The sequence below is a fragment of the Sorangiineae bacterium MSr11367 genome, assembly GCA_037157805.1.
In the GTDB taxonomy this organism is placed as follows: Bacteria; Myxococcota_A; Polyangia; order Polyangiales; family Polyangiaceae; genus Pendulispora; species Pendulispora rubella.
Genome location: CP089983.1, coordinates 3,227,805 through 3,241,630, shown reverse-complemented (window position 1 = coordinate 3,241,630; position 13,826 = coordinate 3,227,805). Strand labels below are relative to the sequence as shown.

Annotated in this window: 13 protein-coding genes; 1 reads left to right on the top strand and 12 read right to left on the bottom strand. The window is 65.4% G+C overall.

The window, feature by feature from the left end; genetic code table 11:
• Positions 1 to 36: 36 nt before the first annotated feature.
• From LVJ94_13080 to LVJ94_13045, 8 genes are all read right to left on the bottom strand, one after another.
• On the bottom strand, positions 37 to 1,179 hold the full coding sequence (locus LVJ94_13080) for a hypothetical protein (GenBank protein WXB08163.1): 1,143 nt from the start codon (positions 1,177 to 1,179) through the stop codon (positions 37 to 39).
• Positions 1,180 to 1,298: 119 nt separating this feature from the next.
• Positions 1,299 to 1,658, bottom strand: a complete 360-nt coding sequence (locus tag LVJ94_13075) for a lasso peptide biosynthesis protein (protein ID WXB08162.1) — start codon at positions 1,656 to 1,658, stop codon at positions 1,299 to 1,301.
• On the bottom strand, positions 1,658 to 1,939 hold the full coding sequence (locus LVJ94_13070) for a PqqD family protein (GenBank protein ID WXB08161.1): 282 nt from the start codon (positions 1,937 to 1,939) through the stop codon (positions 1,658 to 1,660). The genes LVJ94_13075 and LVJ94_13070 overlap by 1 nt, the downstream gene beginning before the upstream one ends.
• Positions 1,936 to 2,739 carry a hypothetical protein gene (locus LVJ94_13065; GenBank protein ID WXB08160.1) on the bottom strand — a complete coding sequence of 268 codons (804 nt, stop codon included), beginning with the start codon at positions 2,737 to 2,739 and terminating at the stop codon, positions 1,936 to 1,938. Before LVJ94_13065 ends, LVJ94_13070 begins: the two co-directional genes overlap by 4 nt.
• Before the next feature lie 20 nt (positions 2,740 to 2,759).
• Positions 2,760 to 4,253, bottom strand: coding sequence for an asparagine synthase-related protein (locus LVJ94_13060; GenBank protein WXB08159.1), 1,494 nt, complete (start codon positions 4,251 to 4,253; stop codon positions 2,760 to 2,762).
• 49 nt (positions 4,254 to 4,302) lie between these two features.
• Positions 4,303 to 4,767 carry a tail fiber domain-containing protein gene (locus tag LVJ94_13055; protein WXB08158.1) on the bottom strand — a complete coding sequence of 155 codons (465 nt, stop codon included), beginning with the start codon at positions 4,765 to 4,767 and terminating at the stop codon, positions 4,303 to 4,305.
• 284 nt (positions 4,768 to 5,051) lie between these two features.
• A complete protein-coding gene (locus LVJ94_13050; protein WXB08157.1) occupies positions 5,052 to 6,188 on the bottom strand; it encodes a 50S ribosomal protein L11 methyltransferase in 1,137 nt (378 codons plus the stop codon).
• Positions 6,189 to 6,238: 50 nt separating this feature from the next.
• Positions 6,239 to 7,000: a hypothetical protein gene (locus LVJ94_13045; GenBank protein WXB08156.1), complete on the bottom strand. Its 762-nt coding sequence runs from the start codon at positions 6,998 to 7,000 to the stop codon at positions 6,239 to 6,241.
• A 212-nt stretch (positions 7,001 to 7,212) separates the two neighbouring features.
• On the opposite strand from LVJ94_13045, the gene LVJ94_13040 reads away from it, so the two are divergent.
• Entirely contained in the window at positions 7,213 to 8,685 is a 1,473-nt protein-coding gene (locus LVJ94_13040) for a Do family serine endopeptidase (protein ID WXB08155.1), read from the top strand.
• On the opposite strand, the gene LVJ94_13035 is transcribed toward LVJ94_13040, so the two are convergent.
• The 4 genes from LVJ94_13035 to LVJ94_13020 form a co-directional block, all read right to left on the bottom strand.
• Positions 8,682 to 10,523, bottom strand: coding sequence for a radical SAM protein (locus tag LVJ94_13035; protein WXB08154.1), 1,842 nt, complete (start codon positions 10,521 to 10,523; stop codon positions 8,682 to 8,684). The genes LVJ94_13040 and LVJ94_13035 overlap by 4 nt on opposite strands.
• 56 nt (positions 10,524 to 10,579) lie before the next feature.
• Positions 10,580 to 12,127, bottom strand: coding sequence for a M4 family metallopeptidase (locus LVJ94_13030; GenBank protein ID WXB08153.1), 1,548 nt, complete (start codon positions 12,125 to 12,127; stop codon positions 10,580 to 10,582).
• A gap of 153 nt (positions 12,128 to 12,280) precedes the next feature.
• Entirely contained in the window at positions 12,281 to 12,940 is a 660-nt protein-coding gene (locus LVJ94_13025; protein ID WXB08152.1) for a DUF1109 domain-containing protein, read from the bottom strand.
• Positions 12,937 to 13,563 (bottom strand): RNA polymerase sigma factor, encoded by a 627-nt coding sequence (locus tag LVJ94_13020; GenBank protein WXB08151.1) that lies wholly within the window; start codon positions 13,561 to 13,563, stop codon positions 12,937 to 12,939. Before LVJ94_13020 ends, LVJ94_13025 begins: the two co-directional genes overlap by 4 nt.
• Positions 13,564 to 13,826: the final 263 nt, after the last annotated feature.

Sequence of the window (13,826 nt, the reverse complement as noted above, 5' to 3'; positions counted from 1 at the left end):
CCCGCGCATGCGGGCGCCCCATGATGGCCGCGATCCTTAGCGGGCTTGGTCGCCGTGGGGCCGCTTGCGCAGTCCGGGCTGATTCAACTCTTCCTGCGTCGCGCTCCGCTTGAACGACGACGACTCGGAGCGGAACGGCGGGCTCGCGTCGCCGGTCCCCGCATCCCGGACTCGAAGGATGTCGCAGAACTCGATGGCACCCACCAGCGGGTCGTTGGAGCAGTGTCCGTTGATCACGTATCCCGCATCGTCGACCGAGACGCCGTCGCAGTAGCTCGTGCTGCACTCCTGGTGGACGTAGCAGCCCGCGTCTTGGCCGGCGGGAGGTTGGCAAACGCGCCCGCCGTCCAGATCCCAGCCGTAGTACGTGTCGGCGTTCGCGCAGTATCCCGGATTGCCGCTCAGCATGTTGCCGCATTGCGCCTGCGGCTCGTAGTACAGATTCGCCGAGTTCGGGCGCAGGTTGCCCTCTTGGTCGTACTGGCCGTAGTCGCAGAGAGCGTTCGTCGTACGCGGGGCGACGCACGTTCCTAGCGTGGTGCCGTTGGGCAGACCACCATCGGCCAACTCGCAGTGAGCAGGCGGGACGCACTCCGGGGACCCCTTGCAACCCGATTGACCCACCGGGATCGTCCCCACCGCACCGGCCACGCAGTCGTCGTACGTCTTGCGAAGCGCCCCCGCCGTGGCGCCGCACGACAGTTTGTTGATGTCCTCGTAGCACTTCGTGGCAGCTGCGATGTCGAGCTTCATTTTTCCGCCGTCCAAGAAGGGCTGGGCGGGGTTGTTCTGCACGGCGCCGGGATTCGGCTTCGTCATGAAGATGCGCTTGCACTTCGCGTAGTCGAAATTGGATTCGCCGCAGCAGAACGCGGTCTTCTGGCAGTAAAGCTCGGTAGCCTGTTCGACCCACCTCTCGAGCGTCGGAAATCCCGCGTCGAAGTTCGTCGTCGAATCGGGGCCACCGTCGACCGGACCTGCATCGGCGTCGCTCTGTGCGTCGGTCTGCGCGTCGGTCCCAGTATCCTTGCCCGAATCCAGCGTCGCATCGCTGCCGCTGTCCTTTGGCGGGTGGACGATGATGTCATCGCTGGCGCACGCCGCCAGCATCGCTCCGCCAGCGCCACACCCCATCGCGACAGAGAAAAGCACCCAACGTATGCGAGCTAAGTTCTTCATGAAGACCTCTCCTCGGTGGCCTCAACGTAGCATGCGGCGTGACAACGCGATATGCGGGCGCCCTACTTACCTTGCGGCGCTTTCACTATCAACGTCGTTGCTCCGCGACACCTGCGTGTTCATGCTGTGCGCGCCATCCGTCCCAGACGCGCAATTTCCAGCCCTTGTGCGTCAGTCGGTCGGATGGGTACAGTACTTACTTCCACCCACGCATGAGCAAATAACGGCAACGCTGTATTCGCATTCGGATCGACACCAATCACCACCTCGGACGCGGGCAGACAGGCCGCAATGGTGAGTGCCCGGCTCAGGCAGGTTCCAGTTCCATCGAGTGAGGTCGCAGCCGCACAGGCCTCGTCCAGACTCATGAACGGTGGCAACAACCGGCCACATACATCGGTAATTCGTTTTGCACCACGCGGCTTGGCAATGCGAATTGCAATTCGCGCAATGCCATGAAGCAAGCGCACCCGAAACATCAGGGGCTCGGCTCCACCAGACCTTTGGCGATCAGTTCGTCGGTCAGTGCCACCAAATCGGCCAGTAGCTGCTCGGGTGCGGCTTCGTACTGGGGCGCCAGCTCTTTGGCAATTTCGGCGCACGAGTGGCCGCTCACCAAACCGCGCCAGAGGTGTGCACCAATCTCGTTGATACCGAAGTAGTCGCCTTTGGCGAGATCCAGAATCACGAGCTCTCCGTCGAATTCGCGCACGTGCACGTCGGACCCCACGTTCACGCGACCGTCTGCTCCAATGCTCATGGTTTACCTCCGCTCTCCGCGAGCGCACGAAGCGCGTCGCTTGCCGCCGCGAGTTGCTCGATGCGGTATGGCCGCGCAAGCTCGTAGACGGGTACGCACGAGACGAGTCGCGCGAGTTGCTCCAACTCGCGCCGGTGCCGCTCCGGCTCGTCCAGAATGAAACGCACCACGCTGGGAACGAGCCGCCCAAGGGCGTCGTGCCCGCGCAGCCGCCGCAGCTCGGGTGCGTCGATGTCGTCGTCGAAGGCGAGCATCACCAAGGCGCCGAGCGGCACCTCTCCCTGCGCCGCCCGCGCCGGCTCGACGGGAACTTTGGTCGCCGCATCATGGGCGTCGAAGCCGAGAGCGCGGCGCGACTCGGGCAGAAGCCAGGACACGGACTCCGTGGGCACGACGCCCGCGTACCCATCGCGGAGCACGATGGCCAAGGTGTCGTCCGACACGAGCTCCGCCCCGTGGTTCGCGACCAACTCGGCCGCGGCCGTGGACTTACCCGCGTGGCTCTCCCCTACACAGGCGATCGCAATGCCACCGACGGACGCGGCCGAAGCATGCAAGGTGAGCTCACCGGAAACGTGGCGCAGCAGCGCGCGCGCGAGCCCGCGGTGCAGTTTGGCGACCAGTTCGGGATCCGCGTCGGGTGCGGGAACGAGCTCGCTCGAGGTGCCATCGCGATCGGCCCACAGGGTGCAGATGCCAGGCCATTCGGCGATCAGGCGGTCCCCTTGGCGGCCGAGCCGAAAGCGGAGCTCGCCATCCTCGTGGGTCTCACTCGTCCAATGGACCTCGGGCCGATGCATCGCGGGAAGCGTAGCATGCCTCATGAGGTGGCCCCCGCCTGGTACCCTGCGACGAACGCTTCCACGGCGAGCGCCGGCCATACCTGCAGCCAACCAGCGCCATCTTCCGGCGCCCGCGCGAGCGCGTCGAACGCCTCACGGAACTTCGACGGCTCGATGAGCCCGAGGTCCGCGAGATGCGGCACCGCGGCGAGATCCGCGAAGGCCTCGAAACCGCCAGCAGCGCGCACGGCTTGCGCCATCGCAGGTTCGAACCAGGCCTTGTCGGTGCGTAGCCTCACCGTATCGGGAACGAGGCCCTCCATGGCGGCTCGAAGAAGGCCGCGCGCTCGACCTCCGTGGAAGAGCAGCTCGGGTGGTAGGCTCGAGATGAACGAGATCATCTCGTCATCGACCAACGGTTCGAGGTTGTCGAACCCCATCGCCTCGCGCAGATGGCCTCGAAAGTCGAAGAGCTCCATGAGGTGAGGCAACGTCACGAAGCGCGTATACCGCGCCGAGGCGGTGCTCGGCTCTGGAGCGCGCGCAGCATCGGCCACCCGCTCCAAGTGCGCGCGAAGCACGGGCCCGGCCCATGCGACCACACTGCGCCCGCGAATGCGGCGCCGCAGCCGGCGGACCGCGTGCGGGAGGCTGCGAACGAGCAGGGGGCGCACGACGAAATCCCACGCCTGGGTCACTCCGGGATCGCGCCAATGTACGCGCAACGCCACGGCCTCGCGGAGCGCGCGGATCGCATCACCATGAAGCGCGCGCTGGGGGAAGGTGTCCAGGCGTCCATCGTACAGATCGTCGCCCCCCGAGCCCCCCCACGCCGCATCGGCGCCTTGCTCGCGCGCCGCCTCGAGCATCATGCCGTCGTCGCATACGTTGGGCCACGGGCATGGCGCACCGTCGAGCGACATCATGCGCCGAACGAAACGCCCCGACCGTGACGGGGAAAGCCGAATGGGCACGATACCCAGCGCTTTCTCGAGCTCGCGCAAGTGCGGGCGGTCATCGCCGGGCCCTGCGAAATCCAGCGCGATAGCTTTAATCTCGGGCCCGTTTGCCCCCCGCGACCACGCCAAGGCGGTGGCCAACAGCGCACTCGAATCGACGCCACCGCCTGCGTAGATGGCAATGCAGCGTTTTCCTTCGGCATAGCGCGCGACGACCGCGGTGAGCCGGCGACGAAGCTCGTGCGCCGCGTCCTGCGCCGTCATCTCCGGCGCGCGCTCCAGCGATCGCGCGAACAAGGTGCTCGTCCGGCGACCATCGGGCCAAACGCGGACCGCATGATGCGAGGGCACACGATGGACGCCTTCGTACACGGTCGCAGAAGCGTCCTCCGTGGGCGTGAGCGAGATAACCGACGCGAGCCGCTCGACGTTCAGCGCGGGCCGCCGGCGAAGGCGCCCGACGAGCGCTGCAAGTGACCCCGACGCAAGGACGTGGCCGTGATCCGCCGTGTGGAACGTCGGCAGGGAAAGCCCTCGCCGCTCGAAAACGACATCCCGATCGTACGAAAACACCCGCCCTCCGGGCACTCCCGCGACCGACGTCGACTCCCCGTCCAAGGATTCAGTCGCCCTTGGCGTGCCGTGTCGTCCCTTCGCGAAGCTCGGCGAGCTGACGCTCGAGGCCTGCGATGGTCTGCTGCTGCTCCTGCAGTGCGGCCAAGATGGCCGAAGCGAATCCGTAGACATCCACCTGCTTGCGCTCGACGATGAACGGAGAGTCCGCTGGCGTGTCTTCGACGATGAAGCCGAGGCAACGGTGATCGAGCGGAAGCGGCGATGCAACCCCCTCCCGGTACCGGTAGTTGGCGAGACGCAGAGCCATCACCTCGTCGGCCAAGCGCTTGCGGGCGGCGTCATCCAAGTAGGCGATATCTTCCTTCGCCTCGCGCGACGACATCATCATCGTGCCGCCGCCCATGAATGTCCCTGCCTTGTCGCCAAGGCTGCCGGTGTCGCCTAGCGTGAGATGGCGCACCGAACCGAGATGCCGAAGCTGGGGCGGCACGTACGCGCGACGCACAGGCACCTGCGCCGCAGGTTGCTCCCCGGAAGCGTCAGAAGCTCGTTCGAAGTCCGCCGATCCAGTCGAAGCTCGTCGTTCGATTTCCATTCGTTCCCTCGGTCCCGGGCCTTGTCCCGCATACGATGCGAGGCCCCCGGCGAAAGTTCACCAAGCAAGTCGGCCGCGGGCTGCAACAAAGGACGAACCGGCTCGGGCGGAGAAAAGCACGGCTCGGCGCATCGCGCAATGCGAGAGAGCAACGGCCCCGAATCGATGGCGCAAAAGATGCCTCATGCGGAAATACGCCCTCACGTGAACTTCCGCAAAACCGCACGAATGGCGAACAGGGCCGCTTCGCGCGAAGGAAACTGCATCGGAAAGGCTTCTGCGAGCTTGGCCGCCGCCTCATCACGCGACGCTCCCGCATGCAGGAGTTCCAAGGCCCGCAACGTGTGGAGCCCCTCGGGGGCGAGCTTTCTCGGCCTCGGATCGTCCGCTCGGATGAGTTCGTCCATGCGCAGGCGGGTGAAGAAGTCGGTCTGCCGAAACTCCTGCGGCGAGGCCCCCCCGATTCGGGTGGTCCACGAAAATACGTAGTCATCTTCGGCGGGTACGGCGGACAGGTCCACCTCGATCGGCGTCCCCTCGTCGAGGGCGACGGCCGATGGCCACGGGAAGAACGCGCGACCGTGGATACCCGATTTGCCGGGTTGGTTCGAGAAATGGACGCCGTCGAGCAGCGTGGCATCGAACCATACGGCCAGCCCGTGCCCCGTGCCCGAACGCGCCGCCCGCAGCGCCCCGTGCCCGCGCACCTGCCGCTCCGTCACACGATCGTAGTCGATGGTGGCCCACACCGCGGACTCGGTGAGAAGGTGCGCTTCCGCGATTTCGTCCTTGCGATCCGGTATCCAGTTCGACATCACCGCGGTCGCCGCGGCCGAGGCGTCCATGCCGTAGTGGCTCTCGCGGTTCCAGGGTTGCAAGATGCTCTCGTACATCGATGGCACCTCCACCACGGCGGCGCGCAGCTCGTCGCGGCGCGGAAGCAGGACGCCTCCCGGCTTCAACCAACGAGAACGCGCGTCGATGATCGTGGAAAGGCTCGACCCGAAGGTGGGCAACACACCGCGCACGTCGGAGACGATGACGTCGGCCTTTTCGGGCAGCTCCACCTCGGTCGACATTTTCGGGATGATCTCGACCCGGTCGCGGAAGCCATTGTCCCGCACCAGCGCGCGCGCCACGTCGATGGCCGGGTTCGGGTCGATCGCGTAGACCTTCCGCGCGCCGAAACGGCACGCGAGGAGGGTGAAGATGCCCGTGCCTGCACCAATGTCGACGACGACGCTGCCCGGCTTCACCGATTGGCGAAGGGCCTCCTCGTAGGCGCCCATGCGCACGCGGTCGGCGATCATTTCGCCGAAGTCACGCACCGTGTACATGGGCGCAATCTTTCTGTCTTCGCGGCTTACGTCAAGCCGTCGAGCTTGCGCTACGGCTCTTTGGCCGCAGGGCGCGGCAAGCCAATGAGCAGCGAACGCCGCGCCCCCAGTGGAAACGTGAGCGTTGCCCACGCTTCACCGTGGCTCTCGACCCACGCAAAGGAGCCGCCGCACTTCATCGCGGTGCGCTTGGCGATGTCGATCCACAGGCCCTGGCGATCGCCCGGCGCGGGCACGGAAATGAGCAGGCGGTTCGCCTCGCGGCGGGTGCGCACGACGATGCGTCCTTTGCCGTCCAGCGCCTTGGCGCGCAGCTCGATGAGGGCGCGCACGACCACCGCGATTTCCCCTGGCGCCGATTCCACCGTGGAGCCGTTGGCGAGGCTCTCGATGCCCGCTCCGTTGGTCGCGTTGGGCTTGGTCACGACGAATGTGTCCGACTTGGCGTGCTCGGAGCCTTCGTGTTCGGCCACGACGACCAGCGCCGAAGGTTCGTCGAGGCGAACGAACTTGATCGCTTGCTCGACCGCATGAAGCGGATCGATGTCGGCCAGGCCGTGGTCCGGCGGAAAGCGTTCGTGCAGCCGCTCGAGCAGGTTGTCGGCGGCGAACACCTCTTCGTCGATGAGCGAGAAGAAGGTGCCCACCCGTGGGTCTTCGGCTTGGGGCACGCCCTCGAAGCGGCGCCGCAGCCAAAAGGCGGCGTTGCGAATGTTCCCTAAACGATTTCGCAGGTCGTGCCGCACGGAGGAGGCCAGCTCCTCCAAGATGACGATCTGCTCGGCCGCTCCCAGCGGGTCCTTCGTCAACATCGCTTCACCTCGACGAGCCGCTTTTTCGCGCGTGAGGGCTCCATGCAAGAGTGTCGGTCGGGATGGCGACCGGCGCTACCCACATTTTACCTCAGGGAGAACTATGCCGCCAGTTCGCATCTGCATACCTTGTGAGCTTTCGTGCGTGTCAGGCGCCGCCGCGCCGCGATTTGGGAAGGAACCCCGAAGTTCCGATGTTCGAGGAGCAGGGAATGATCATGCTGCCTCTATCTCGTTCGCGTTTCTCCGGTTCGTCTCGGTTTTTCTCACTCATCGCGCCCATCCTCGTTTTGGGCCTAGCCGGTTGCCAACCCGCCGCCGCAGCACCTCCCCCGTCGAATGGCGGGCAATCCTCCGCACCGTTCGCCTCGCCGCCCGTGCTTTCCGGTGCGCCGGACGTGGCCACCTTGGTCGCCAAGGTGAATCCGTCGGTCGTGAACATCACGGCGGTGCACGACGTGAAGCAACGCCGAATCCCCTTCCCCTTCGATTTCGGCGAGATGATGCCGCAGGGGGGAGGAGGAGGACGCGGGCGCGAGCGTGACAGCGTCACCCGGCAGCGCGCGCTGGGCACGGGGTTCATCCTCGATGCGAACGGGCACATCGCCACGAATGCCCACGTCGTCGAGGAGGCCGATCGCGTGCGCGTGCGCCTCGCCGACAAGCGTGAGTACGACGCCAAGGTCGTCGGGCGCGATGCCAACTTGGACCTCGCCGTGCTCGAGCTGCAAGGCGCCCCGAACAGGGAGCTGCCGGTCGCATCGCTCGGAGCGAGCGAGGGCGTTCGCGTGGGCGAATACGTCGTGGCCATCGGCAACCCCTTCGGGCTCGGCCACACGGTCACCATGGGCATCGTGAGCGCCAAAGGCCGCTCCATCGGGGCGAGCCAGTACGACGATTTCATTCAGACCGACGCCTCCATCAACCCGGGCAACAGCGGCGGTCCGCTCTTCGATTTGAAGGGCCAAGTGGTGGGCATCAACACGGCCATCAATCCGCAGGGCAAGGGCATCGGCTTCGCGATCCCCATCGATGCGCTCAAAGAGGTGCTGCCGCAGCTTCTCACCACGGGCCACGTGGCGCGCGGGCGGCTCGGCGTGAGCATCCAGGAAATCGACCCCACCTTGGCCAAGGCCCTGGGGCTCGATCGTGCGAGGGGTGCACTGATCGGCGACATCGATCCCGGCGGGCCCGCCGACAAGGCAGGGCTGCGCTCGGGCGACGTGATCCTCGAGGTCGACAAGGACCAAATCGACGACGCGCAGGAGCTTCCTCGTGTGGTCGCACGGCATGCGCCGGGTTCGCGGGTGACGCTGAAGGTGCTGCGCAACAAGAGCACGCAATCGGTGGACATCACCTTGGACAAGCTGAAGGACGCGGTCGCCGACAACGACGGCAGCGACACCAACACGGACGCCCCGAAAAAGAGCAACGCGGCGCCCACCGGCTACGGCATCGCCCTGGGCGATGCTCCCGGCGGCGGCTCGCGCGTGCAGCGCGTGCAACCGGGTGCTCCCGCCGACGAGCTCCTGGCCCCCGGCGACGTGATCCTGGAGGTGAACCACCAGGCCGTGGTCAATGCCACCGACACCGCAAAGGCGCTACAGGCCGCCCCCAAGGGCACCGTGCTCCTCAAGGTTCGGCGCGAGGGACGGACGAAGTACGTCGCGATCGATCGAAACTAAACGACGACCTTGAGCCGGGTACGCGTCTTGAGCACGTGCTGACTTCCTTCGACGTCGGGCGTGCGCAGGTACGTGGCACTCGGCTCCGCCGGGAGGGCGACGGCGTTCCACGCTTTCCAGTCCTCGGGCAGCGGCCCCGGGAGCGTGGGCTGCACGGTGCGCTCGAGGAGCTGAAAGTCGTGCCGCACGCTGAGCTGCAGGGGGAGCTTCCGCTCCGGGCCCCCCTGTTTGAACCAAGCGCGCGCCGCGTTCACGTTTTGGATCAGGACGAAGTGCTGCGGGTCGACCTTCGCCGCGTGGCTGAAATGGTCCATCATCCCTTGGAGATCGCCGCGCGCGTACGCGATGCACGCGAGGTGGTTGTACACGAGGCCCGGTAGCGGGTACCCGAGCTCCAGCGCCCGACGCACGTGGTGCTCGGCGCCGTCCATGTCCCCGGCCTGGTAGAGTGCGGCCCCCAAGTCCATGTGCGCGGCATGGTAGTCGCCGAGGCGCTCGAGGATGGCGCGGTAGTCGGCCACGCTGTCACGGTGCACCACGCGCAGGCCGCTGTTGGCGAAGAACCACGCGTTCATGCGCTGCGTGTCCTCGTCGGACGCGTCGAACGGCGTTTTCAGCTCCTGGAACGTCTCGGTGAAGAAGACCTCGCGGTCCACGAAGCCGGCTTTCTCCGCATCGTGAAAGTCGCGCGTGCCGGGGTAGATCGACAGGCAGGAGAAGATGTACTCGTGGGGGCTCGCCCGATCGAGAAAGTCCAAGGTTTCCTGGAAGGTGTGCTCCGTCTCCCCTCGGTTGCCGAGCATCATGTAGTAGCGGACCTTGATGCCCACCTGCTTGGCCATCTCCGTGGACTCGAGGATCTCGTCGGGCGTGATCTTCTTGTCGATGGCATCCAAAATGGCCTGCGAGCCCGACTCGACCCCGAGGCTCAATCGCTGGCACCCGGCCAAGCGCATCTCGCGCAAGAGCGGCTCGGTGAGCAGGTCCACGCGGGTGTCGCAGCTCCAGAAAAATTGAAGCCCGCGCTCGCGGATGCCATGGCAAAGCTCGAGGACGCGCTTCTTGTTCGTGGTGAACGTATCGTCCTTGATCTGGAGCATCTTCACCGGGAGCCGCGCGAGCACGCGCTCCAGCGCATCGAGCACGTAGCGCACCGAGTGCCCGCGAAAACCGCGTCCCCACGTGGTCTCCGCGCCGCAGAAGGTGCAGGCCCAGGGACAGCCGCGCGAGGTCATCACGATGTGCGTGTCGAAGTAGTCGTGCGGCGAGGCGAGCGTGTCCAGCTCGTGGATGGCCCGCCGCTCGGGGCCCTTTCGGATGGCATCGCCCTCGCGGTAGACCGTCCCGGCAATGCCCGATGTGGGCTTTCCCAGCTCCAGGCGCCCGATCAGCTCGAGAAAGGTCGCATCGCTCTCGCCGAGCGAGACGGTGTCGATCTCGGGGTGGTGCTCCAGCATTTCCGTGGCGAGCGGCGTGGCGTGCGGCCCGCCGACGATGATGTGCGCCTTCGGGTGGTGCTCCCGGATGCAGCGCGCGGTGAGGGCCACGCCGCGGCGGTTGGCCGTCCAGCACGACATGCCAAACAGGTCGGCATCGAGGCCGGCGATGATCTCCTCGACCCGCGACCACGCGTACGCCGATAAATTGAGCACCTTCACGCGATGCCCTGCCCGCAGCGCCTCCGCCCCCAGGGTGAAGAGGCCGTAGGGCGTCTGGTAGAAATCGGCGTCGAGATCCTGCGGCCGGTGGCCCGGCGGAGGCCCGTCGTGGCCGTAGGAAACGTTCTCCTCGCGCGCCGCGATCTTCCAGGGGGGAGGGTAAATGAGGGCTATACGCATCCGCCAACGGGGATGTTAGCGGATGCGTACCATCGTTGGACAGCTCAGCGTATGCGCTACTCGGTCACCCCCACCGCCGACCAGGCGTCGGCAACGGCGGAAATCTCCGCCTGCGTGTACCCGAGGTCCTGCGCAGCCTGCCCCGTCCACTGCTTGGCCTGGGCGAAGGTGGTGGAGGCGGTGAAGATTTGCGTGTTGGCGCGATAGAAGATCTGCGCGGCCTTTTCGATGCCGATGGCCGTCACGCTGACGGTGGTCTTGCTCCGTGGGTGCTTGCCACCCTGCGAGAGCAGGTAAAACGCGAGATTGGCAATTCCCGAGCTGTAGTGAACGTCGACCCCGGACGTGTAGTCCGGATAGTAGTCGAGCGAATCACCATCCTTGGCCGGATCGTTCATGTAGCGGAGGGCATCGCCCGCCGTGTTGGGGGTATAGACGTCTTCACCCACCTTCCAGGTGTTGTCGCTGACCACCTTTCCGGCGCCGTAATATTCGACGACATTGCCGAAGATGTCCGACATGGCCTCGTTCAATCCGCCGGATTCACCGGAGTATTCGAGGTTCGACGTGTTGGACGTCACGCCGTGGGTAAGTTCGTGGGCGGTCACGTCGAGCGAATTGGCCAGATTGGAAAACGTGCTTCCGTCGCCGTCGCCGTACACCATCTGCGTGCCATTCCAATACGCATTGTTGTACTTCGTACTGTAATGCACGGAGCTAATGAGCTTGCCGCCACTGCCATCGAGTGAGTCGCGGTTGAAGAGCTCTTTGTATGCGTCGTACGTCGTGCCCAGGCGATCGTAATTGTTGTTCACCACGGCATCCGACGTGGCGGCCTGCCCCTCCGTCCGCACGGTCGTTCCCGGCAGGGTGGTCTTGTTTTTCAAATCGTGCAGTTCGCGGTTCTTCGCGGTGTGAATCGTGGGCAGACGCGCGACCACCGAGCCGTCGACGGCATTGACGAGCACTTTGTCGAGGATGGGGGTTCCGTCGGCCTGGGTGCCTTTGACGGTCACTCGATGGAGGAGTTCGAGAGCGTCCCCCGTCCCATTCACCGTGCGGCGATACACCAATTGGGTGTTCGGGTCCGCCGAAGCGAAATCGCCGAGGTCGTACGCGGAGAGAGCACGGACGGCCGCCGCGGCCGCCGAAACCTTGGCGGCGGCTTCGGTGGGCGCCGAAAGGTTGCTGCGGGCGTTGCCATTGGCGGCGTAGATGACACCTTGGCGGCTATGCACCACCAATTCGCCACCCACGATTTCATATCCATTCTTTAATTGCGTGTAACGTTCGTGCACGGCACCCGATTCGTCTTGAAGGGTATTCTTCAATACCAATTCGGAACCACTTGCGTGCAGCGCGGAGGCGATGCTGGCCAATGCGCTCTTGGAGGCCGCGGCACCGAGTTGACCTTTCACGTAGGTGGGTATGCCGGAGAGCTTTTCCGTCGAGACGATTTGCATTCGGGTCGTCGACGGCTCCGGCGTATCGCTCGATTCACTGGAATTTCCCGAGCAAGCCACGGGTGCGCACGCCAAAATGGGCAATGCAACCAACGTCGCCCAGCTCCCGAAGGCGGGACGGCGATTGAGAATGGATTTCATGGCAAAAACCTCCCAGCGGGGGTCTCGTGGTGATGATGGCCGTGCCGCTCCGCGCAAACGAGCGACGATCATTAGGTATCATGATGTTACCCAATATTCATCCACGAATGACCATTTCGTCATTCGTGGAACGATCGAAGTTCGATTTACGGTCTAAAGGCCGAGTATTCGTGGGCCCAGGACAGCGCCCAGGATCGCGAGAACGACGGTCGGCAATACGTGGGAGAAGGCGATGTGGGGCACGCTCGCGCAGGTGCAGTGCAGGTCAATCAAGGTGCCCGCCCATGCCCCCATGGCCGCACCCAATGCCGCACCGGTCGAACGGGGATGAACCGGATCGGAGCCTCGGCGCGCGATGGTCAGCGCGATGAGCGGCAGAATGCCAAACACGCTCGTGAGCGTGAAGCAGCGGAGATAGTTCGGCCACGAGGAGTCGAAAATGGTCGCCTCGGGCCAAGGCATGGTCCACAGCACCGCCCAGGCAAACAACACGGGGCCCATCACCAGCGCGGAAAAGATGAGCGTCTGCCGGGTGGGCCCGAGCATCGATTTCCGGCGCGCGAACGCGAGATGGGTCGCGAAGGCCGCGACGAGCCCCCACCCCATGCCGGTGATGGCCACGAAGCCCAGGGGGCGCTTGCCGAGCTGGAATCCGCCCACGGCGAAGAACACGGTGAGCGCGGAGACGATGGCCAAGGCCACGAGCGAGCGGGTGGTCTGCGTCACCCGAGCGCGATCGGGCGAGGGCTCTTGCCGGGTGGCCTCGAGAATGCGCGCACGCAAATCCGCGCTCGGCTTCGGAGACGGCATCATGGAGACTCCTTCGACTCGGAAACGGGCCCGTCGTCCTCTGGGAGCACCGCGCCGAGTGACACGCGAAGCGCGGTGTACGCGCGGTGGGCGCGCAGTTTGACGGCGGCCACCGTGGTTCCGAGTACGGCTGCGGCCTCGCGCAGCGACAATCCTTCTTGCTTCACCAATTCGAAGGCGACCCGCTGGTTCTCGGGCAGACGTTCGAGCTCGCGGCCCAGGGCGCGGGCGACTTGGTTGGCCTCGGCCCATGCCTCCGGGCTGGCCTCCCCGGAGCTTGCCTCGGCCGACTTCTCGTCGTCATCGTCCACACCGATGACCTCGCGGCGTCCGCGGCGCATGCTGTCGATGAGGAGGCGGCGCGCAATGGCAAATGCCCAAGGCGTCACGGCCGACCCCGCCACGAAATGGCCCCGCGCCCGGTGGATGCGCAGAAACGTCTGCTGAACCAGGTCCTCGGCGCGGTCGCGCGAGCGGGTTTGGCGCAGCAGGTAACCGTAGAGCCGGGGGGATAGCTCATCGTAGACCTCTGCAAAGGCGGCGTCTTCGCCTTGCGCATAGCGGTCCATGGCAAGATCGAGCTTCGCCTCGTGCGGTTTTCGCCCGTCTCGTTGCCCGTCTTGCACGGACGGCTTTGTATCACCTTACCCACACCTTCCACTACGGAGGACAGCCGCCTCGGTTTCGGTGGTGTCGAAGAAGCCGTAATTATCCGGCGCCCCCTCCCGGGCTCATCACGGGACAGACAATCGCGGCTCATTCCCGTGGAGGTGGGCTTGGGACCCGCCGACCCACCTGAAGCGGCCATCGCTTCCGCGGCAGCGCTTAAAGAATCCGCGCACGTACCTACCAGCAGGTTTCAGGTGAGTCAGGTTATGCTATGTTTAGG